Source organism: Variovorax sp. 3319, assembly GCF_031456585.1.
GTDB classification, from domain to species: Bacteria; Pseudomonadota; Gammaproteobacteria; order Burkholderiales; family Burkholderiaceae_C; genus Variovorax; species Variovorax paradoxus_P.
The window spans coordinates 382,376-404,044 of sequence record NZ_JAVDUZ010000002.1 but is presented as its reverse complement, the minus strand read 5'-3'; the positions used below and the strand labels follow the sequence as shown (position 1 = coordinate 404,044).

The 21,669-nt window shown below is 65.4% G+C and carries 20 protein-coding genes; 17 read left to right on the top strand and 3 right to left on the bottom strand.

All coding sequences use genetic code 11. The features are described from left to right. Window position 1: 1 nt before the first annotated feature. Window positions 2-805 carry an IclR family transcriptional regulator C-terminal domain-containing protein gene (locus J2X67_RS06205; protein ID WP_309951457.1) on the top strand — a complete coding sequence of 268 codons (804 nt, stop codon included), beginning with the start codon at window positions 2-4 and terminating at the stop codon, window positions 803-805. 43 nt (window positions 806-848) lie between these two features. On the opposite strand, the gene J2X67_RS06200 is transcribed toward J2X67_RS06205, so the two are convergent. Beyond that, window positions 849-1,865, bottom strand: coding sequence for a tripartite tricarboxylate transporter substrate binding protein (locus J2X67_RS06200; RefSeq protein ID WP_309951454.1), 1,017 nt, complete (start codon window positions 1,863-1,865; stop codon window positions 849-851). A 240-nt stretch (window positions 1,866-2,105) separates the two neighbouring features. Between J2X67_RS06200 and J2X67_RS06195 the strand changes: the two genes are divergently transcribed. The 16 genes from J2X67_RS06195 (at window position 2,106) to J2X67_RS06120 (ending at window position 18,762) form a co-directional block, all read left to right on the top strand. Continuing rightward, on the top strand, window positions 2,106-3,239 hold the full coding sequence (locus J2X67_RS06195) for a tetratricopeptide repeat protein (protein WP_309951451.1): 1,134 nt from the start codon (window positions 2,106-2,108) through the stop codon (window positions 3,237-3,239). Further along, complete coding sequence (locus J2X67_RS06190) at window positions 3,206-4,648, top strand: murein L,D-transpeptidase family protein (RefSeq protein ID WP_409050468.1); 1,443 nt, start codon at window positions 3,206-3,208, stop codon at window positions 4,646-4,648. Before J2X67_RS06195 ends, J2X67_RS06190 begins: the two co-directional genes overlap by 34 nt. A gap of 420 nt (window positions 4,649-5,068) precedes the next feature. Then, on the top strand, window positions 5,069-5,251 hold the full coding sequence (locus tag J2X67_RS06185; RefSeq protein ID WP_309951446.1) for a Flp family type IVb pilin: 183 nt from the start codon (window positions 5,069-5,071) through the stop codon (window positions 5,249-5,251). Window positions 5,252-5,257: 6 nt separating this feature from the next. Next, window positions 5,258-5,764 (top strand): A24 family peptidase, encoded by a 507-nt coding sequence (locus tag J2X67_RS06180; protein ID WP_309951444.1) that lies wholly within the window; start codon window positions 5,258-5,260, stop codon window positions 5,762-5,764. A 65-nt stretch (window positions 5,765-5,829) separates the two neighbouring features. Continuing rightward, window positions 5,830-6,849, top strand: a complete 1,020-nt coding sequence (cpaB, locus tag J2X67_RS06175) for a Flp pilus assembly protein CpaB (protein WP_309951441.1) — start codon at window positions 5,830-5,832, stop codon at window positions 6,847-6,849. A 48-nt stretch (window positions 6,850-6,897) separates the two neighbouring features. Beyond that, window positions 6,898-8,265, top strand: coding sequence for a type II and III secretion system protein family protein (locus J2X67_RS06170; protein ID WP_309951438.1), 1,368 nt, complete (start codon window positions 6,898-6,900; stop codon window positions 8,263-8,265). Between the two features lie 35 nt (window positions 8,266-8,300). Then, window positions 8,301-9,596, top strand: coding sequence for a histidine kinase (locus J2X67_RS06165; RefSeq protein WP_309951437.1), 1,296 nt, complete (start codon window positions 8,301-8,303; stop codon window positions 9,594-9,596). A gap of 8 nt (window positions 9,597-9,604) precedes the next feature. Then, entirely contained in the window at window positions 9,605-10,927 is a 1,323-nt protein-coding gene (locus J2X67_RS06160; RefSeq protein ID WP_309951435.1) for a CpaF family protein, read from the top strand. Beyond that, entirely contained in the window at window positions 10,920-11,912 is a 993-nt protein-coding gene (locus tag J2X67_RS06155; protein ID WP_309951432.1) for a type II secretion system F family protein, read from the top strand. Before J2X67_RS06160 ends, J2X67_RS06155 begins: the two co-directional genes overlap by 8 nt. Further along, the gene (locus J2X67_RS06150) at window positions 11,909-12,874 is read left to right on the top strand and encodes a type II secretion system F family protein (protein ID WP_309951429.1); all 966 of its coding nucleotides are present in this window, start codon (window positions 11,909-11,911) and stop codon (window positions 12,872-12,874) included. Before J2X67_RS06155 ends, J2X67_RS06150 begins: the two co-directional genes overlap by 4 nt. Further along, window positions 12,871-13,803, top strand: coding sequence for a hypothetical protein (locus J2X67_RS06145; RefSeq protein WP_309951426.1), 933 nt, complete (start codon window positions 12,871-12,873; stop codon window positions 13,801-13,803). Before J2X67_RS06150 ends, J2X67_RS06145 begins: the two co-directional genes overlap by 4 nt. Beyond that, window positions 13,800-14,210 carry a DUF3613 domain-containing protein gene (locus J2X67_RS06140; RefSeq protein ID WP_309951423.1) on the top strand — a complete coding sequence of 137 codons (411 nt, stop codon included), beginning with the start codon at window positions 13,800-13,802 and terminating at the stop codon, window positions 14,208-14,210. The genes J2X67_RS06145 and J2X67_RS06140 overlap by 4 nt, the downstream gene beginning before the upstream one ends. 80 nt (window positions 14,211-14,290) lie before the next feature. Further along, entirely contained in the window at window positions 14,291-14,680 is a 390-nt protein-coding gene (locus J2X67_RS06135) for a pilus assembly protein (RefSeq protein ID WP_309951420.1), read from the top strand. A 45-nt stretch (window positions 14,681-14,725) separates the two neighbouring features. Continuing rightward, window positions 14,726-15,220, top strand: a complete 495-nt coding sequence (locus tag J2X67_RS06130) for a pilus assembly protein (RefSeq protein WP_309951418.1) — start codon at window positions 14,726-14,728, stop codon at window positions 15,218-15,220. Between the two features lie 13 nt (window positions 15,221-15,233). Next, on the top strand, window positions 15,234-17,315 hold the full coding sequence (locus tag J2X67_RS06125) for a pilus assembly protein TadG-related protein (protein WP_309951415.1): 2,082 nt from the start codon (window positions 15,234-15,236) through the stop codon (window positions 17,313-17,315). 19 nt (window positions 17,316-17,334) lie between these two features. Continuing rightward, window positions 17,335-18,762: a sigma 54-interacting transcriptional regulator gene (locus J2X67_RS06120; RefSeq protein WP_309951413.1), complete on the top strand. Its 1,428-nt coding sequence runs from the start codon at window positions 17,335-17,337 to the stop codon at window positions 18,760-18,762. Between the two features lie 13 nt (window positions 18,763-18,775). Here the strand turns inward: J2X67_RS06120 and J2X67_RS06115 are convergent, their stop codons facing one another. Together J2X67_RS06115 and J2X67_RS06110 are read right to left on the bottom strand one after the other, a co-directional pair. Further along, on the bottom strand, window positions 18,776-20,332 hold the full coding sequence (locus J2X67_RS06115; RefSeq protein ID WP_309951412.1) for a TolC family protein: 1,557 nt from the start codon (window positions 20,330-20,332) through the stop codon (window positions 18,776-18,778). Then, window positions 20,329-21,645: an HlyD family type I secretion periplasmic adaptor subunit gene (locus J2X67_RS06110; RefSeq protein WP_309951410.1), complete on the bottom strand. Its 1,317-nt coding sequence runs from the start codon at window positions 21,643-21,645 to the stop codon at window positions 20,329-20,331. Before J2X67_RS06110 ends, J2X67_RS06115 begins: the two co-directional genes overlap by 4 nt. Between the last annotated feature and the right edge of the window lie 24 nt (window positions 21,646-21,669).

Here is a 21,669-nt window from a genome sequence, read left to right as displayed (position 1 = left end):
CATGGCAACCCACGCTCAGAAACCCGGCACGCCCACGGCTCCCGAGGCACCCGCCCCCGGCGACAGCTACGTGCAGTCTTTTGCGCGCGGCCTGCAGGTGATTCGATCGTTCAGCGAAAGCGCCCCAAGGCAGACGCTGAGCGAAGTGGCGGCCGCGAGCGGCCTCACGCGAGCCGGCGCGCGGCGCATCCTGCTCACGCTGCAGACGCTGGGCTATGTGGTGACCGACGGCAAGCTCTTTACGCTGACGCCGCGCATCCTCGACCTGGGCTTTGCGTACCTTTCCTCCATGCCCATATGGAACCGCGCCGAGCCGGTGATGGAAGCGCTCGTGCAGCAGGTGCAAGAGTCTTGCTCGGCGGCCGTGCTCGACGCGACCGACATCGTCTATGTGATGCGCGTGCCGACCAAGAAGATCATGCACATCAGCCTGGGCGTGGGCTCGCGGCTGCCGGCATATTGCACTTCACTGGGCAGGCTGCTGCTGGCCGACCTTGAAGACGACGAGGTGCGCGCCCGGCTCGAGGCCTCGGAGCGCGAGGCGCTCACCAAGCACACGGTGACCGATGTCGATGCGCTCATGGCAAAGGTGGCACAGGCGCGAAGGCAGCAGTGGTGCCTTGTAAACCAGGAGCTCGAAGAAGGCCTGATCTCGGTGGCCGCCCCCATCGTCAATCGACAGGGCCGCATGGTCGCGGCGCTGAACATCAGCGGCCAAGCCAACCGCACCAGCGCCAAGGTGATGCAGGAGACCATGCTCCCGGCACTGGTCGACGCCGCAAGGAAAGTCTCCCAACTGCTGTAAAGAGAAAACGGCTCCTTCCAGCGCAGGCGCGTCGGGGGGCGTGCTAGCCCTCTGACTGGATGCCCTTCATGATGATCACGCCGCCCAGGCGCGCCGTGTCCGAGCGCATGCGCTTGGCGAGCGCATCGGGGGTGCCCGGCTGAGCTTGCCAGCCGGTCTTCAGCAGCGCCTGGCTCACCTCGGGCGAGCTGGTCACTTCGACCAGCGCCGCGTTCAGTTTGGCAACGGCCGCCGGCTTCATGCCTGCGGGTGCGGCCAGCGCGGTCCAGATTTCAAGGTCGGCGCCGCGCACGTCGGCATCGCGAATGGTGGGCAGGTCGCCGGCCAGGGGGCTGCGCTCGGGCGACGTCACGCCAATGGCCTTGATCTTTCCGGACTTCACATGCGGCAGCGCCAGGCCGGGCGGCAGAAGGGCAAGCTGGATCTCGCCTGCCAGCAGGCCTGCAATGACCTGGGGGTTGCCGGTGTAGGGCTTGTGCTGCGCGGTAATGGCGGCGCGGCTCTTGATGAGCTCCATGCCCAAGTGGCCCACCGTGCCCACGCCCGGCGTGCCGTACTTGCCGGTGCTGCTCAGGTTGCGCGTCCACAGCAGCAGGTCGGCCGCGGTCTTGCCGGGCGCATTGCCCGAAACCACCAGCACCAGCGGCGCGGTGCCGATCATGCCGACCGGCAGGAAGTCTTTTTCGGGATCGAAGCTGAGCTTGGGATTGAGCAGCTTCGCGATGGTGAGGTTGCCGTTGATCAATGCACCGATGGTGTGGTCGTCGGTCGCCTTGGCCACCTGGTCGGCCACAAGATTGCCGCTTGCGCCGGGCTTGTTCTCGACCGTGACCGGCTGGCGCAAGATCTTCGACAACGGCTCCGCAATGGCGCGCGCGGCAAGGTCGGGCGATGCACCGGCGGGAAAGCCCACAAGAATGCGAACCGGCTTGGTCGGCCATGCGTCGCCGCCGGCCGCGCCAGCTGCGGCGCGCTGCTGCGCCAAGGAACCCGGCGCAAAAAGCGACGCGGCAAATGCTGCTGCGCCGCTCTCCAGCAAGCGGCGTTTGGTGATCTTCAAGGTGACTCCTGGGAGTGAAGGAATTGGGGGATTGCTGACAATCCGCTTACACAACGTTACATGATCAAGACGCGTTCCGCAAGTCGATGCGTATTCATCGATGCGGCATTGCAAATGACCCCTTGACAGCCTGGGCCTTCACGCATTGGCTCTCGGTGTTGCCGATGTATCCGCAAGTTAACTGCACACATACAATTCCTGCCGCATCTCTCCCTTCCCTCCTACGAGGTCTTGTCCGCAATGCCCAAGAGCCCCCACCCGCGCGCCCGTTTCAGCTTTTCCCCTGCCGTGCGCGCCCTGCTCCTGGCAAGTGCCTGCGGCATGGCAGTGCCCGCATTCGCTGCGGCGGAGCACGATGAAGTCGACCGCCTCATGCAAGCCGGCAAGCTCGACGAAGCCATGGGCCGCGCCGACGCGTTCCTGAAGGACAAGCCGAAAGATCCGCAGATGCGCTTTCTCAAGGGCGTGATCCAGCTCGACACCGGCAAGCGCGCCGAAGCCATTGCGGCCTTTACGCAACTGACGCAAGACGCGCCCGAGCTGCCCGAGCCGTACAACAACCTTGCGGTGATCTACGCAAGCCAGAACCAGTTCGACAAGGCCCGCAGCGCGCTCGAGAGCGCGATTCGCACCAACCCGAGCTATGCCACGGCCCAGGAGAACCTGGGCGACGTGTATGCGCGGCTGGCCAGCCAGGCCTACAGCAAGGCGTTGCAGCTCGACCAGAACAACACGGCGGTGCAGCCCAAGCTCGCGGTGATCCGCACCTTGTTCACTCCGGCGCCGGCTGGCGGCAAACCGGCCGCCACGGTGGCGGCGACAACGCCCGCGGTTGTGGCAAAGGCACCGGTTCCGCCCCCACCCATTCCGGTGCCGGCACCTGCGCCCGCTCCGGCCGCCAAGCCGGCGGCTCCCGCACCGGCACCCGCCGTCGTCGCAAAGGCACCCGAAGCATCTGCGCCGCCTGCCTCTGCATCCGCATCCACGCCAGCCCCCGCGCCAGCTCCCGCGCCGGCAGCGGCCGCCGCCACCTCCTCCTCCGCCGAAGTCGAATCTGCAGTTCGCGGCTGGGCCGCCGCCTGGGCGGGCAAGGACATGGACCGTTATCTCGCCGCCTACGGGCCCGACTTCAATCCAGGCGGCGGGCAAAGCCGCAAGAGCTGGGAGGAAGAGCGCCGGGCTCGCATCGTCGGCAAGTCGAGCATCAGCGTGAACATCGAAAACCTGGTGATCGGCGTCAACGGGCAAGCCGCAACGGCCAAGTTCCGCCAGGTCTACCGGGCCGACAGCCTCAACATCTCCAGCCGCAAGACACTGGAGCTGCAGCGCTCCGGCAACCAATGGCAAATTCGCAAGGAAAGCGTCGGCGGATAGTGGCGGAGATCGTCCGGTGCGCCCGGCCACAGAACCTTCCGATGCAACACGGCAGAAACGGGCTTGCCGCAATCCTGGCGGCATCGGCCCTGCTGCTGGCCGCGCCGGGCGCAGCCAACGCTTCGGCCCAGCCTATGCAAGGCAGCAAGGCCAAGACGGGCAGCAGCCGTGCGGTACAACATGGCGCCGGCAAGGAAGCACGTGCCAGGGCAAGGCAAGCCCCTGCTGCGGCAACCCGCACCGCCGCGGGCAAGGGCGCGCCGCGTAAAACTGCTGCGTCGTCGCCGGCCATCCAGGAAGCCAGTGGCGCTGAAGCCCGCCTGATTGCCGTCTACGAGCTGTTCGGCCGCGGCCAGACCCGGCCCGCACTGGCGAAGGCGCGCGACCTGGTGCGCGACTATCCCAATTTTCAGCTCGCCCACCTGGTCTACGCCGACCTGCTCGCAACGCAGGTGCCGCCGGCGCACGCCTTCTCGGACGCCGGTGTTGCACGATTGCGCAGCGATCCGGCCATGGCCGACCTGCGCGAAGAGTCTCGCCGGCGCTCGCAGGCCCTGCGCGAAAGGCCGCCGGCCGGCACAGTGCCGTCCCAGTTCCTGGCGCTGTCCACGCGCAGCCGCCATGCCATTGCAATCGACGCCTCGCGCTCGCGGCTCTACCTGCTCGAGAACACCGACAAGGGGCTGCAGCTGGTGGCCGACTACTACATATCGGTCGGCAAGTCAGGTATCGACAAGGCCACCGAAGGAGACGCGCGCACGCCGCTGGGGGTGTACTACATCACCAGCAGCCTCGACCCGAAGTCGCTGCGCGACTTTTACGGCGCCGGCGCGCTGCCCATCAACTACCCCAACCCCTACGACGTGCGGCGCGGCAAGACTGGCGGCGGCATCTGGCTGCACGGAACCCCGTCGCAGCAGTTTGCCCGCGCGCCGCAGGCAAGCGACGGCTGCGTGGTCATGGCCAATCCCGACCTGAAGCAGCTGCTGCGCAAGGTGCAGATCGGCGCGACTCCGGTGATTACCGCGCGCAGCCTGCAATGGATCTCACCGCCGCAGGCCGAAAAAGAAGCCCGCACCTTCACCAGCACCATCGTCGCCTGGAAAGATGCGCGCGCCAGCGGCAATGAAGCGCTGCTGAAAAAGTTCTATTTAGCGGATTTCCAGCGCAATAGTAATAAAAAATCCCTCGACGGATTTGCAGTTCTCCGCGACGAAGTGGAATACGCCCAAGGCAAGCGTGTCCAGTTCAAGGATGTTTCCTACCTGCATTGGCGGGACGGGGACGACACCATGGTCGCCACCTTCGGCGAGGTATTCGACGGAGAAAAAAGCGGGCGCACGCGCCGCCAATACTGGCTTCGCCAAGGCGGCGATTGGAAGCTTTTTTACGAAGAAGTCTTGGGTTAAGCCGGCGCTAGGCCCTCCTGTCAGTGGGGTTGCACCCCCAAAAATGTGACTTTTTCCCTAGATAAAGCACCAATCTTCGGTGTTACATCTGGCATCACACCGCGGTAGTTACGTAACACGCAGCCCTTTTGTTGCCGTAACGGGCTGCTCTTGTACGTTCCGTTTGCCCGTAACGCACGTCCCACATTCATGGGATACGGCAGAGTTCCCACAGAGGGAAGAATGCGTTCGAGGAGATGCCGCTTCCCTCGGAGCAACAACTTTCACGACTGCGGCAAGAGGCTGGCCGCCTTCGTGCTTGCTCATCCTCACTAGCACATGAAACGCGCCGCCTCGCGGGTTCACCTCCTTGATACACGGAGTTACGCTGTATAACATTCACATTGCCTGCCGTTAGTTAACTTTTTAAAAAGGTGAATCATGTTTAATTCAATTACTCGTTTTTTGCGTGATGAAGAAGGCGCCACCGCAATTGAATACGGAATTATTGCGGGGCTGATCTCGGTTGTGATGATCACGGCCATTACCGGAGATGGCGGAATAGGCGAAAGCCTGGGAACCATCTGGCAGGGCATCAGGACGGCCATCACCCCTGCTACCTGAAGCGCAATGCCAGCAATGACATCGGCTTATTTGATGTGGTTGCTCTTCATTGCCGCCTATGACTTCAGGCAGCGGCGCGTTCCCAACTGGCTTGTGCTCGCAGGAGCCTCATTGGCTCTTGCGGCACTGGCAACAGGAACCGGTCCGATCGGGCAAGACTGGCCTGCCGCATTGCTGGGTGCCGGACTCGCTTTCGGCTTTCTGCTGCTTTTTTATGCACTCCGGGTCATGGGAGCCGGCGACGTGAAGTTCGCTGGAGCTCTCGGCCTCTGGGTAGGCCTTTCGGCCCTGCCCTGCATCTGGCTCATCGGCAGCCTCCTTGCCGGCCTTCACGCCGCGCTTGGGCTGGCTCTAAGGCGCTGGCCCATTGCTCCCCGGCTTTCGCTCGTACTTTTTGGGCCGCTGTCTCCAGCACAGGGCCAGCCCGCGTCGGCGCGGGTCCGGTTTATTCCCTATGCGGCCTACCTTTCTATGGCCGCCGCGGTGTGGATGGTTTGGGGTCGACAGAGCTGATCGCTCCGTCACCACGAGTTGTTCATCAATGACTCTCGAATTGCTCCCTTCTTGACCCGCCGCCCATGATCAATCTCACCAAAATCATCGCCGCCGTCCTTGTGCTCCTGGCCCTCGCGCTCGGCGGCTATGCATGGCTGCTCAGCCGGCAGCCGCCGCCTCCTGTCGTGGCCGCCCCTTCCGCTGCCGCGGCGGGCAAGACCGCGCAGGCGCAGACCTTCCGGGTGGTAGTGGCCGCCAAGCCGCTGCCCGCGGGCCGCGCGATCCCGCCCGATGCACTCCGCGTCGAGCGCCTGACGATCAACCCCGCAGGCGCCTTCCAGGAGACGGCACCGCTTGCGGGCCGTGTTCCCGTCATCGACCTGGGCGAGGGCACGCCGCTCGTCGAAGGGCAACTCGTTTCCGGCCTCGCCCTGCGCGTGGCCGAGGGCGAACGCGCAGTCGCCATCAAGGCCGACGAGGTAATGGGCGTGGGCCACAAGGTCAGGCCCGGCGACTTCGTCGATGTGTTCCTGATGCTGAAGTCCGACGGCAAGGATGTCGACCACAGCCAGGCTCGCCTGCTCCTGTCGCGCAAGCGCGTGCTCGCCTATGGCGGTGCCTCCATCGACGGCATGGCCTCGGGCATGGACAAGAACGGTTCGGCCCAGCAACAGCAGCAGCAACAGGCCTCGCGCGCCGAAGCCGCCCGCACCGCCGTGCTGGCAGTGCCGGTCGACGACGTCAATCGACTGACGATTGCCGAATACAGCGGCCGCCTGGTCCTGGCCTTGCGCAACCCCACCGATATGTCGGAGCCCGACCCGAAGCTTTTTGCCGAGCTGCCCACCGCCCTGCAGCCAGCGCCGCCCAAGGCCGGCGAAGCGCGCAGGCCGCCGCTCGAGGGCCTGGACCGCGCCCAGGCCGGGGTCATGGCGGTCGACTTTGTCACGGGCGGCAAGCCAGTCAACTTGCGAGTGCCAGCAGCTGCAGCAACAGCCGCAGCAGCGCCCACCGCGAACGCGCCTGCCCGCACCGGTGGCTCCCGCGGCGGACTGCAGGTCGAGGTCATTCGCGGCGACCGCAGCGAAACCATCAATTACTGATCAGCAACCAGTGGCACGCACATGCAAGCCACTCACAAGAAAAACACCATGACGATCGCCCACTGCGCGAGAACACCCGGCACGGCCCACCCCCTGCGCCCGACCCTTGCGGTGCTGTGCCTGCTGGCATCGGTCGTCTGGCCGGCGGCACGGGCAGCGGCAGCCGATGCAGAGGCAACGCCTGCGCGCGCCGCGCTTCAGCTGCGCATCGATGCCGGCACGCAAAAGGAATTGCTGATCGGCAAGGGCATCGAGCGCATGGCCATCGCCGACGAAACCGTGGCGGGCGTTGCACTCACCCGCCAATCGCCCAACTTGCCGGCGGCGCGCCTCATCATCACCGGCAAGGCGGCGGGCCGCACCACCCTCATGATCTGGGAAAAGGGCCAAGCCAACGCAACCGTCTATGCGCTTGAAGTACGGCGCCGCGCCTCCACGCTTGCCGGCTCGCTCAACAGCATGGAGGCGCACCAGGAAGCACGCGATGCAGCCATGTCGTCCGGCGGTGAAAAATCGACACTCGTCGATCGCTCCGTGGTCAACGTGCGCAGCAACACCGTGCAGGTCGAGGTCAAGATCGTCGAGTTCAACCGCAGCGTGCTCAAGCAGGCCGGCCTCAACATCTTCAGCACGCGTGCCAATTCGAACGGCTTCAGCTTCGGCGTTCTCACCCCGTCGTCGCTGCGTTCGGCCTCGTTCGGACCTGACGGAGCCATTGCGGCCGACATCAGCAATCCGCTCGCGCAGGCGTTCAGCCTTCTCTTCAACTTCGGCAGGGCCGGCATCGGCCTGAACGTGGGTTTTCTCGAGGGCAACGGCATGGCCCGCGTGCTCGCCGAACCCACGCTGGTGGCCCTGTCGGGGCAGAGCGCAAGCTTTCTGGCCGGCGGCGAACTGCCGGTGCCGGCCCCCCAGGGCCTGGGCACCACGAGCATCGAATACAAGCCCTTCGGCATCGGCCTCACCCTGACGCCCACCGTGCTGTCCAACGAACGCATCGTGCTCAAGGTGGCGCCGGAAGCCAGCGACCTGGACTACACCAACTCGCTCAGCATCGGCGGCGTGGCCGTGCCCGCCATCAGCACCCGGCGCGCCGACACCACAGTGGAACTCGGCGACGGCGAGAGCTTCATCATCGGCGGCCTCGTGAGCCGCACCACCACTTCGAACGCCGACAAGGTCCCGCTGCTTGGCGACATTCCGGTGCTCGGAACCTTCTTCAAGCAGAACAAGTACCAGATGAACGAGAAGGAGCTGGTGATCCTCGTCACGCCGCACCTGGTAAAGCCCATTGCGCGCGGCACCGATCTCGGCCCCTACCTCCCCGGTGGCGCCGAGCAGCGCGACGGTCCCGTCTGGCGGGCGCATCTTCTGGGGCCGGCTTCCGGCACCACTGTTCCGGGCTTCTCACGTTGACTGAAACAAACCCCACAGATCCGGTGGCAGACGCCATGAACGCTCCACGCGACAGTCTTCCCGACCCCGGTGCGGAGACCTACCTCTTCGCATCGCCGAACAGCAGCCACATCACCTGGCTGACCGACGCGCTCGCAGGGCTGGGTACGGTCGTGAACCTTCCTGCCGAGGCCAAGTCGCTGGACGAGCGCATGGCCATGCTCGGCCCGGCGGCAGTCTTTCTCGATTTTTCAGGCGGCCATGCCGCGGCGGCAAGCGAGCTGCACCAGCGCCTCAAGCGCGAATGGCCGACGCTGCCGGTGCTGGCCACCGGCGTATCGGCCGAGCCTGCCTCGATGCTTGCCGCGCTGCGCGCCGGCGTGGACGACTTCGTCGACATGGGCGCACCGCCGGCGGATGCGATCAGCACGCTGCGCAAGCTGCTCGATCGCCAGAGCAGCCTGCCGGGCCGCACGCGCGGACGAACGCTTGCCCTGCTCGGCGCGCGCGCGGGCATCGGCGTGACCACGCTCGCAGCCAGCCTGTCGCTGGTGCTGAAAGATCAGCTCTGCCAAGCGGCGACGCTTCCCGCCGGTGCGCGCAACACGCGCGGCGGCGTTGCGCTGCTCGACCTCGGGCTTCCGGCGCGCGACGGGCTCCTGTATCTCGACACGCAAAGCGGCTTCAGCTTTGTAGACGGTGTACGCAACCTGCGCCGTCTCGACCAGACGCTGCTGCACACCGCGCTGGCCCATCACGCAAGCGGCGTCGCGGTGCTTCCGCTGCCCGCAAGCCTTGCGCAAGTGCGCGAAATATCGCACGCCGATTCAGTGGCGTTGATCAAGCGGCTCGGCGACTTCTTCGATTTCCAGATTGCCGATCTCGGGGGGTTTTCGACCCTCGACTTCGTCGCCCAGACCGTGAAGGCGGCACCGCGCAGCTGGGTCGTGTGCGACCAGAGCATCGGCGCCATCGTTTCGACGGCAACCATGCTCAAGGAGCTGCGCACGCGCGGCGTCGAAACCGAGCGGCTGGCACTCGTGGTCAACAAGTTCGACAGCCACGTGGACCTTTCGGCCAAGGACATCGCCGACCGGCTCGAACTGCCGCTGCACCACGTAGTGCCCGCGCGCAGCGCGCAACTGCTGGCGGCGGCAAGCCGCGGAGAAATGCTGGTGCGCACGGCGCGTGGCGACGCCTATTCGCAAGCCGTGGCCGAGCTGGCGCGCGGCCTGCACCAGGAACTCATTTCCTGCACCGGCCAGCCGCCGGCCAAGGAATCCCGCTGGGCGGCGCGCATGCCGCGGGTGCCGCGGCTTGCCGGCTTCTGGAAAAGCTCTAGTGAAGGTTGAAACGCCCCATGTCCAACGATCTCGAATTTGCCGACGACGACCAGGCGTTCATCAACTCCCAGCAGTTCCAGGACATCAAGAGTTGGACGCATGACCACCTGCTGAGCCGCATCGAAGAACTCGGCGCGGAGTTCGGCCGCTGGTCGCGCGCCTCCATCCAGCAGTTTGTCGAACTCGAGGTCGACAGCTTCGTGCGGCTGCGCCGCGTGCCCATCAACGACCGCGAGATGCAGCTCATCTCCGACGCGCTGACCAAGGAGCTTGCGGGTTTCGGGCCGCTGGAAGACCTGCTCAACGATCCGGCCGTCGAAGACATCCTGATCAACGGCTACCAGAACGTGTACGTCTCGCGCCACGGCATGCTCGAGCGCGAGACGGTGCGCTTTGCCGATGCGGAGCACGTGATGCGCATCGTGCGCCGCATCCTAGCGCCGCTCGGCCGGCGGCTGGACGAATCGAACCCGATGGTCGACGCGCGCCTGCCCGATGGCGGCCGCATCAACGTGATCATCGAGCCGCTGGCGATCGACGGGCTCTCGGTTTCCATTCGCAAGTTCCGCAAGGAGCCGCTCACGCCGGCCGACATGGTCAAGCTCGGCACCTTCGACGCGGGCATGGCGCAGCTGCTCGAGATTGCGGTTCGCGCGCGCTGCAACATTCTTGTGAGCGGCGGCACCAGCTCGGGCAAGACCTCGCTGCTCAACGCGCTGGCCACCTTCATTCCGCCGCGCGAGCGCGTCATCACCATCGAAGACACGGCGGAGCTTTCGCTCGGCACCAGCCACGTGGTGCGGCTCGAAAGCCGGCCGGGCGGATTCGACGGCACCGGCGTGGTGTCCATCCGCGACCTGCTGCGCAACAGCCTGCGCATGCGGCCCGACCGAATCATCGTGGGCGAGGTGCGCGGCGCCGAAGTGATCGAGATGATGCAGGCAATGAACACGGGCCACGAAGGCTCGATGGGCACCATTCACGCCAGTTCTCCGCGCGAATGCCTGTACCGCCTTGAAATGCTCGCGGGCTTTGCGGGCTACCAGGGAAGCGAAGTGAGCCTGCGCCGGCAGATTGCCAATGCCATCGATTTCATCGTGCAGATCGGCCGCCTTTCGAACGGGCAGCGCCGCATCCTTTCACTGAGCGAAGTCACCGGCGTCAACGACAACGTGGTCGCCATGCAGGAGCTCTACCGCTACGAACCCATCACCTCGCCCGATGGCGAGGAGCGCGACCGCTGGGTGTCGCTGGGCATTGCACCGCATTCGCCCAAGATCACGCGCTTTCGCCAGTCGCTGACGCGCGCGGCGCAACAGGGGGACAACAACCGTGCGTGAAATCCTGCTTGCAGTGGCGTGCGTCGCGTTGCTGCTGGCAGCCGCAGGGCTGCTGCTGTGGCAATGGGCCAAGGGCCGCCAGGCACGGCAGCTGGCCGGCCGGCACCTGAAACACCAGATCCAGGTAAGCACAGCCGAAGGCACACCGGTGCCAATGCCGGTGCGGGACCCGGCCAACGACGGCCTCATGACGGGCGTGACCTCGGACCCGTGGCTCAACGCCGATGCGGGCGGCCCGGCCGCGCCACCCGCGGGGCTGCTTGAAAAGGCCCTGCCCGACCGGCTCGCAGGCGTGATTGCCCCACGCACCGCCGCGCTGGGCTTGCTTGCCATCGTGGCAATGGCCGCACTCGCCGGCGTGTTCGGCGGATGGCTGCCGGGTGCGAGCGCGCTTGCGCTGCTGATACTGCTCGCAGCATTCGCGGTCTGGCTCCGGCTGCAAAAGTTTCGCCGCAAGATCGTGAGCCAGCTGCCCGCATACATCGACGCGATGGTGCGGCTGATCACCATCGGCAACTCCACGCAGGCGGCTTTCCAGCTTGCAATTGCCACCACCGAGGCTCCGCTGCGCGGCCAGCTGGAGCGCTCGGCATCGCTGGTGCGCGCGGGCATGGACCTGGATCGCGCCCTGCACCAGACAGCCAGCAATGTGCGCATAGAAGAAATGTTCCTGCTGGCTTCCATTCTTGGCCTGGGCGTGCGCTACGGCGGGCGCTCCGACCTGCTGCTGGAGCGCGTGGGCAATTTCATGCGCGATCGCGAGCAAGCCGAGCATGAGCTGCTCGCGCTTTCGTCCGAAACCCGGCTTTCAGCGTGGATCCTGGGGCTGCTGCCAGTGAGCGTGGGCGTCTTCTTCATCTTCACCAATCCCGGGTACTTCATGGGAATGTGGAACGACGGAACCGGGCGCATCATGGTGCTTTCCGCAGCGGGCTTCCAGCTGTTCGGCGCAGCGCTCCTCTACCGGCTGGCGAAACTCACATGAACGCCACCTCTACCCAGCTGGCAATTGTCAGCCTCGCTTTGCTGGCCTTGGGCCTCATGGCCGGCGCCGGTGCACTGATTGCGGCCGAACTGCGGCGCACACGCAGCGGCAAGGTCATCGGCCGTGCCATCCAGCAGGTCACCACGGCGCCGCAAGGGTCCATGGCTTCCGCCGATGCGACCGACTTGCTCAACGGCTCGACAAAACAGGACCTCGACCTGCCTTTCCACTGGCTCGATTCGCGCCTGGGCCGCGCGCTCGTGGCCAAGGAAGACCGCAACCTCATCGATCAATGCGGCTTTTCGTCGAAGCGTGCCCAGCTGGTTTTTCTGGTGACCCGCATCGTCTTCACGTTCCTTCTTCCGTTTCTTGTGTATGTGCTGTGGAGCGCGGGGCGGCCGCAGCGCACCGTCACCATCGTGCTGGCGGCTGCATTCGTCATCGGATTCATGGCACCCAAATGGGTGCTCGGCCGCTTTGCCGCCACACGCCGCGAGCGGGTGAACCAGGAGCTGCCGCTGTTCATCGACCTGCTCCGCCTTTTGCAAGGCGTGGGGCTGAGCCTGGACCAGAGCCTGCAGATCATGGCCAGTGACTTCTCGCACGTGCTGCGCGTGCTCGGCTACGAGCTGACGCTGGCCAACAACCAGTACAGCCGCGGCCGCAGCCGCGAGCATTCGCTGCAACGCCTTGCAACCCTGCACAAGAACGAAAACCTTCGCGGGCTTGTCTCCTTGCTGGTGCAGGTCGACAAGCACGGCGGTGCCGTGCAGGAGCCGCTGCGCATCTTCAGCGACCGGCTGCGCGAACACCGGCGTTCCGAAATGAAGGAACGCATCGGAAAGATCACGGTGAAGATGACCGCGGTGATGGTGACCACGCTGCTGCCGGCGCTGGTCATCGTTACGGCAGGTCCGGCCTTTCTTGCAATCTTCCGTTCACTGGGAGCCGCCGCCAAATGAAGCCACTCGATTTTTGCGCAAGCCCGCGCCCTGCCTGCCGGTTGCTGGCAATCGCCTGCGCAGCGGCAGCGGCCATCGCGGTGGCCGGCTGCGCCGGCACCAAGGACCAATACGCCGCCAGCGCCGATGCACAGCAGCGCATGGCCGCCGAAGCCGCAGCGGACACCAGGGCGGGCGCGAACGTGGACACGCAGGCCACGTATCTCAAGCTGGTCGAGCAGATGCAGAAAGAAGACCTGTGGTTTGCATCGCTCGCGCACATCGACGCGCTCGAGCAGCGCTGGGGCGTGTCGCCCGAATCGACCCGCACGCGCGCCGAAGCGCTGCGCCAGACCGGACAGGCCGCGCCCGCGGAAGCCACCTACAAGCGCCTGCTGGGCACGCCGCTCGCAAGTTCGGGCTATCGCGGCCTGGGCCTCCTGGCAGGCGCTCGCGGCAACTACGCCGAAGCAGTGCAGCTGCTCGCGCAAGCACAGCGCCGCACGCCGACCGATGCGTTGCTGCTGAGCGACCTTGGCTATGCCTACCTTCGCGCCGGCCAGGCCGAAGAGGCGCGGCTGCCGCTGATGCAGGCCCTGCAGTTGCGCCCCGACAGTGCGCAGGCGCTCGCCAATCTTGCGCTCTACCTGGAAGTGACCAACCAGCGCGACCAGGCAGCTGCCCTGATGGACGCCAACCGCATGCCCCAACCGACACGCCAGGCGGTGCGCGAAGCGGCACTGCAGATGCGCGCATCGGGCGGGTTGCCCGCACCTTCGGCCGGCGTGGCCCCCGAGGCCCGCGGAGAAGCGGTGGTGGTGCCCCTTGCACTCAAGCCGTCTCGATGGGCGGGCGCGGGCGGCGTAAGAACCGCAAGCCAGACGAATCCTTCGGCCTCCGCGCCTGAAGCACCGCTTTACCTGAACTCGACCGCACGAGGTACACCATGAACCACAAGCTCGCTGAGCGGACTGCCCTGCTGCCGCTACGTCTTGCCTTGATTGCCGCACTCTGCTGCATGGGAACAGCTGCCGTGGCCCAGGCGGCACCTCAGCCGCTCGAAGCGCAGAAGACAGAGACACAAAAAGCCGAGGCAAAACAGGCAGACGTACAAGAGGCCGAGGCCGAAGAGTACGAACCGCCGCCGCTGCTCATGGGCGATGCAACCCTGAACCTGCTCGCCTGGCAACGCGGCGGAGAAATCGCCTCGCGCACGCCGCGGCCCATCGCCGGAAGCGTTGCCGGGCGAAGCTATGAGCGCTACATCAAGAGTTTCGAGCATCCGATTCCCGAGCACCTGGGCTCGACGGTAGCCAAGTCGAAGAGCGGCGGCGGTTCCTCTTCAGGCGACCGCTGACCCCGCGCCATCTTCGCCGCGCACCAGGAACCATGACGCAAATACGCACGCACGCCAAACCCGGGCACGCCCAACGCGGCGTGTACGCGATCGAGTTTGCGTTCGTGTTCCTCATCGTCTTTGCGCTGCTCTACGCGGTAATCTGCTACGGCTTCTTGCTGGCCATGCGCATGAGCTTGCAGAACGCGGCGGAAGACGGTGCGCGTGCGGGCCTGCGGTACCAGGCCACGCTGAACAGCCGCAGAACGGAAGCAAGCACCGTTGCGGTCCAGCGCACCGACTGGCTGCCCGCCGGGCTCAAAACCAACCGCAATATCGTCGCGGCAATCTGTACGGCAACAGAAGACACCTGCTCGCAAGCGACGCCGCCATGCGGCCCCGAATGGAACACCCGCTGCCAGATGATGGTGACAGACCGTCACCGGAATCGACCAGCTGTTTCCGGTCTTTCCCGCCTTTGCCCTGCCTGAGCGCATCGCGGGCAAGGCCAGCATGCTGCTCGACGGAAGGTCGTTGTGAGGCCCGGCCGCCCACGGCTCGAAAAGGCCGCTTCCCGCCAACAGCACGGCGTTGCCGCGATCGAGTTCGCGCTCGTGTTCAGCGTTCTGTTTCTCGGCATCTACGGGCTCGTCACCTTCTGCGGCGTTCTCTATGTGCAGCAAGTGGTCTCACGCGCAGCGGAAGACGGCGCAAGAGCCGCGCAAACCTTTCGAAGCGACACGCCGGCCGCCGACCTGCAGGCCAATGTTCGAACAGCCATCTACCGGTCGCTCGCACTCTCGATGATCACCCCTGCTGCAGCAGGCAATGTACCGTCGACAAAAGAGACATGGCTTCGCGCAAAGATGGCGGACATTCCTCCTGAAGTGACTGTTTCGCCTGGGACGATCGCGGTGAAGGTCACTTACCCCTACCGGGCCAATCCGCTGCTGCCGCCGGTTCCGCTTACCGCAAGCTGGATGCCCGAGCGCCTGCTCGGCAAGGCCACCACCGCCAGAGCCCCTTCGTAGACCGATGCGAACGATGCACGCATTCAAACGAAGCACAGCACGGCGGCAAGGCGGGTCGGTGGTCATTACGTCGGCCATTGCGTTGAGCCTGCTTGTCATCGTGCTCGTCGGCGTCGAACTCGGCTACATGTTCTTCGTAAAGCGCGAACTCCAGAAGACGGCCGACCTTGCCGCGCTTGCCGGTGCGCAGGCGCTTGAAGCGGAGAGCTGCACAACCGCAACAGCGGCTGCAATTGCCAATGCGGCGCTCAACCTCCCGCCCGGCCTGGCGGCCATTGCGGCAGACAGTGTGGCGTGCGGCCATTGGGACCCCTTGTCCAGGCCAAGCGCGCCTCACTTTGGCCCGCCGGAGAGCGGCCAGAAACTGAACGCAGTGCGAGTCACCATCAACAGGACGCCGGCGCTGGTGCTTGCAGGCATTCCCGGCAACGCACCCCGGGCCATCGGTGTCGATGCCATCGCGGCCCTGAAGCACCCGCTGGCGGCATTGAGCATTCGCAGCACGCTTCTGAGCGTGGACAGCACGCAGTCGCCCATCCTCAACTCGGTGTTCGGCGGGCTGCTCGGCGGCAGCCTCAACCTCGACGCGGTGGGTTGGAACGGATTGATCAACACCGACCTCAAGCTGCTGGGCTTTCTCGACGAGCTGGCGCTGCAGTTGGGCATTGGCGCCGGCAAGTACGACGAGGTTCTGGCCACCAATGTTTCGGTCGGCACGCTGCTGCAGGCCATGATCAATGCGCTGCAGCGCAGCGGAAGCACGGCCCAGGCGGCTGTGGATGCGCTCACCCTGCTGAGGGTTGCAGCCAATGCCGCTGCGGCCCAGCCGTTGCTGAAGCTGGGTGATCTGCTCGGCGTGCAATCCGGCACCGATGCCGCGGGGCTGGACACCAGCGTCCAGCTTTTTCAGTTGCTGCAGGGCGTGGTCCAGGCGGCCAACGGCAAGAACGGCGTTGCTGCGGATGTGAATCTTGCCGGGGTCACCGCCAGCATCAAGGTGATAGAGCCGCCGCAGTTTTCTGCCGTCGGCAACCCTGAGCTGGCAAAAATCGATCCGCTTGGGCCGAACAAGATCTATGTTCGAACCGCACAGGTTCGAGCACTCGTTTCAACAAACATCGGTGCAGCCGGGCAGCTGCTGACAACGTTGATCAGCGGCCTGTTGAACGCACTGACTTCGCTGACCTCTGCCCTGGTCTCGATCCTTGGTTCCATCATCGACCTGACCCCGCCAGGGAGCTGCGCGGTCATTGCGGTCAATTGCCACACCCCCGCCAAAACCGAAATCGCGGATGTCAAGGCATTGCCGTTGCCCATTCGAATCGACATCAGCATCGACGTTGCCTCGGCGGCAGCCTACGTGACGGACTACGACTGCACCAACAACGCCGACAGGAAGCTCTGGGCAAACGCGACAACCAGTATTGCGACGTTGCGCATCGGAAAAATGGGCACCAGCGCGGCAGATGCAAAGTCCAAGGTTTTTTCATCGTCGTCCCCTCCGCCCACCGTGGAACCCATTCCGCTGATCGACATCGGCACGATCCAGACAAGAAAAACCTGCACCGTTGTGGTCCTCGGAGTGTGCGTTGGCAGTGTGCAAGAGTATTTGCAACCGAACGGCACATGGACCACTCAGAAGGCGACGGCGCAGCGCACGGCTTTTGGTGGCGGGGGCATCGGCCTCGCGGTCAACTCCGGCCCCCTTGGCGGCAGCACCGATTCATTGCTTTTCCATTCCTCCGCGCCCGGGCTCCTGAAAGAACTGGACGACACCGCGGCGCCCGCACAAACGTATCTCTCGACCTCTGCCACGAACAACGTAGCCGGCCTGCTGACCGGCGTCGTCAACGGCCTTCAACTCAATCTGTATGGTCCAAATGCATCGACAGGCTTGCTCGGCGCCATATTGAGCACGACGGATGCAGCCGCCACCGCGGTTTTTTCGTTGCTCAAGACCCTCATCGCGCCTCTCATCTCCTCGGTCGTCAATTCGCTCCTGGGGTCGTTGCTGAACAACCTGGGCATTGATCTTGCCGATGCCGAAGTCGGCGCCCGTCTTTCATGCAAGGCGGGCGCGGAGTTGGTGTACTAACACTCAAGCTATTGTTCCCATGAGCGCTCCCAACTTCGACGAACTCGACCTCTTTGTCTGGGAAGGCAAGGCCGACATCCTCGACCGCATCGCCCGGTGCATGGCGAGCTTCGACGTGGAGGTGATCCGCGCCGACGGCATGCCGCCGCCGCAGCAGGAGCGCGGCACGGCGCTTCGGCCTTCGGTGGCAATCATCAGCGTGACGGTGATAGACGGCGGCGGCCTGGCCCACGCGACCGAACTGCTGCAGGGCATGCCGGTAATCTGGGTGGCAGCGGGGTCGCGCGAGCGCGACTCGCGCACCTATCCGCCCGAATACCTTCACGTTCTGCCGTACGACTTCACCTGCGCAGAGCTGCGCACCATGGTGGCAAAGCTGGTGCGGCAGCTGCGCGCACGCGACATCGCTCCGCAGGCCCCCGACGTGCTGGTGGCACATTCGGACGCGATGAAGTCGCTGCTGGCCGAAGTGGGGGCATTCGCCGATTGCAACCACAGCGTGCTGGTGCGCGGCGAGACCGGTGTGGGCAAGGAGCGCATTGCACAGCAACTGCACCTGGGGCACCAGCACTACAGCAAAGGCGCTTTCGTGGCGGTGAACTGCGGCGCAATTCCCGACGGCCTGTTCGAATCGCTTTTCTTCGGACATACCAAGGGCTCGTTCACCGGCGCCGTGCATGCGCATCGCGGCTATTTCGAGCAGGCCACGGGCGGCACGCTGTTTCTCGACGAGATTGGCGATCTGCCGAAGTACCAGCAGGTCAAGCTGCTGCGCGTGCTGGAAGACAACGCAGTCACGCGCCTCGGTGCCACCGCGCCTGTCCGGGTCGACTTTCGGCTGGTGGCCGCCACCAACCGCAACCTGCGCGAAATGGTGGCAAACGGAGAGTTTCGCGCAGACCTGTTCTACCGGCTTGCGGTGATCGAGCTGCATGTGCCCAGCCTCGAGGAGCGCGGCGAAATCGACAAGATCGCCATCTTCAAGGCGCTGCTCGGCAATGTGCTGGGCGATGAACTCGAGGCCTTGGGTGAAACACCGCACTGGCTGAGCGATGCGGTTGCCGAAACGTACTTTCCTGGCAACGTGCGGCAGTTGCGCAACCTGGCCGAGCGCGTTGGGGTGATTGCGCGGCAGCTGCATTCATGGGACCAGAACCTCATTCAGCGCGCCATTGCACTCACGCGCGGCACGCCGACGCCTTCTGCAAACCCGGCCGAAAGAAACGGGTACGGCGCAGGCGCCAGCGGCATGGCGCCCGACGGCAACGGCGAGCGCAAGGGATGGAACGGCAGCGAGCGCAACCGCATCATTGCGGCGCTGGAGATCAACGACTGGAAGCGCCAGGACACCGCGCAGCACCTGGGCATCAGCCGCAAGGTGCTATGGGAAAAGATGCGCAAGTACCAGATTCTCGACGGAGAGCCGGGCATTCCCGAAGACGCCTGAGCCCTTCGCCTGCTCAGCGCTCTGCCAGGCGTGTGGACCGGCGCAGCGGCGGATTCGATGCAACCGCCGCGGCGCCGCGGTCGACCACCGGTTCGCTCGCGCAGCTTGCGTTGCTCGAGATGCACAGCGCCGTCAGCAGGCCGTCGTCGCTCAGGGCGGGCCGGCTGGGTGGGCCAAAGATGCGATCGATCCATGCGTTGCTTGCGTCAGGGTCGATGCGCAATTCTCCGGTGGTGCGCGCCAGCCGCAGTTCGGAAATGCGCAGGTCGAACACGGCATCGACATAGTCGAACAGCAGGTTGTAGTAGTCCAGTTGCGCGTCGAGCACGGCGGGCAGGGTCTCGCGGCCGAACTCCATCAGGCGGCGCCGGCCGCGAAAGGCCTGGCCTGAAGTGCTCACGGCTTCCATCAACTGGCGCTCGCGCTCGCGGCCGGAAACCGTGCGCGCCCATGAGGCCGACGTGAGCTCCAGCAGGTTGAGCTTCACGCCTTCGAGCTTGGCTTCCTGGTTGGCCACTTCGGCCAGTGCCGACTTCAGGCGCAGCTGCCGGTCGAAGCCGTTGCCGAAGTTCCAGTTGAGCTCGAAGGCCGCGCGCGTCGGGTCTTGCGGCGACACACCGCGCGGGTCCTTGCTCTTGACCAGCACCGCATCCACCGTGGGGTAGATGCTGGCCTCCTGCTGGTCGACAAGCGCCTGGGCTTTCGCAACGCGCCCCTTGGCCTCGGCAATTTCAGTGCTGCGCTCTTCGGCGCGGCGCAGGGCTTCTTCCTGCGACGCAATGCGCCAGAACGCGGGCGCCGCGAGCACGGGCAGCGAGTCGGTGGCGGGCGTGAACTTGAAGTAGGTGTTGAACTTGGCGAGCGCCTCGTCGCGCTGCGCCTGAAAGTCGGATTCGCGCGCGGCAACGCTCGCGCGGCGCGCGGCCGCCATGTTCAGGTCGTTCTCGCCGGCGGCGCCAAGCGCAACACGCCGGGCCTCGGCCTTCGACAACTCGGCCACCACCTCGGTCGACTTGCGCGCGATCTGCTTCTTCAGGTCGAAGCGCTGCACCTGCAGGTAGGCGGTCAACGCATCGAGCACCACTTTTTGCGACGTGGTCACCACCGCTTCGTCGTCGGCCTGGTTGCCGGCCTCGGCCGCGCGCACCGCGGCGTTCATGGCGCCGCCGTCGATCAGGCTCACGCGCGCTTCAGCTGTGAGTACGGTGTAGTTCTCGGTCTTGGCGTTGGCCGCGCCGCTGTTGTAGTTGCCGGACGCGGTGCCCATCTTGAAGCGCGGAAAGCGCGCCTTCTTGGCTGCATCGACGCCGAAGCTGCTGGTGTTGGCTGCCGCCTGCGCGGACTGCACTTCAGGGTATTCCTGCGAGAGCGCGACAAGCGCCTGCTTTACGCGCTGGGCATAGCTTGCGGCACCGATCGACGGAGTGGAAAGGCGCCGCGCCGGAACGAGCTGCGCCGCCTCCTCCTGTGCGATTGCCGCGCCTGGAGGCAGTGCAAAACCGGCGCACAGTGCTGCAAGGAGAACGCTGCGGCCCATGCGGCGCCGGCCTGCCGATTTGCGCGCCCTCATGGTTCGCGGAAGGCTTCGCGCCGCAGCTTGAGCACCGGACGAAGGATGTACCAGATGAACGGATCGGTTCCCACCTTCAGGTCGACCTCGGACTCCATGCCCGCGGTGACGCGGTTGTCCTGGTGCCCGACATAGGCCTGCCCGGTGCCGACCAGGATGCGGTAGTAGGGCGCCGCATTGGCAACGGCCGGATCGCGGTCGGCATCGGCGGCCACCAGCGTGACCTTGCCATCGATTGCACCGTAGCGCAGGTAGTCGTAGGCGGTGATCTTCACGCGCGCCGCCTGCCCCACTTCGACAAAGCCGCGGTCGTTGGGATTCAGGCGCGCCTCGATCATGACCTCGTCCTTGTCGGGCACCACTTCCATGATGGCTTCGCCGGGCTTGATGACCCAACCCGGGCTGGCGCTGCGCAGCCCCTTGACGATGCCGTCCGCGGGCGCCTTGACGATCGTGCGGGAGCGCTGCGTGCGCGCGCGCGCAAGGTCTTCGCTCAGGCTTGCGAATTGGCGTTCCACCGTGGCCAGCTCGTCGGAGGCGCGCCGCCGAAAGCGCCCTTCCGCCTCGGCCATCTTGGCCTGTGCCTCGGCGATGGCGGCGCTGGCCGATATGGCGCCCTGGCGTGCCACCGCGAGTTCGCTTCGCACACCTTCGACCAGCCTGCGCTTTTCGAGCACCTCGACCTGGCCCACCAGTTTTTCGGACAGCAGCTGCTCCGAGATTTCAAGCTCTTTCTGCATCAGTGCCAGCCGGTCGTTCAGCCCCTTTACCTTGGCCTGCTGCTCGAGCTCTTTGCTGCGCGCCTGCTCGAGCCCCGACACCGCGCCGGCCATCACCCCGCGCTGCTCGAGCGCGCGTGCCTCATAGGCACCGGTTTCGCCGTCGAGCACGCTCTCGTCGATGTCCGCCGCAAAGCTGTCGCGCTTGAGCGGCTTGCCGCGGCTCTCTGCAATGAGCCGGATGCGCGTGGCTTGCGTGGCCGCATAGCGCGCAGTGAGCTCTTCAAAATTGAGGCCGCTGCCGCCAAGGTCGATCTCGACAAGCGACTGCCCCTGCTTCACGCGGTCGCCTTCTTTCACCAGCACGTTGCTGACGATGCCGCCTTCCAGATGCTGGATGGACTTGACGCGGTCCGACGGAATCACGCGCCCGGGTGCCACCACCACTGTTTCCATGGGAAAGCCCAGGCCGACGACAGCGAGCACGGCCACAACGCTGCCGATGACCCACTGGCGGCGACGCCCCTCGGGCGAGGCGCGAGCCGCGCGCTTGTGCTCTTCGTCCTGCAGTATCTGCGGCAGATCTGATTTCAAGTCGCGGCTCCCAATTGCAATTGC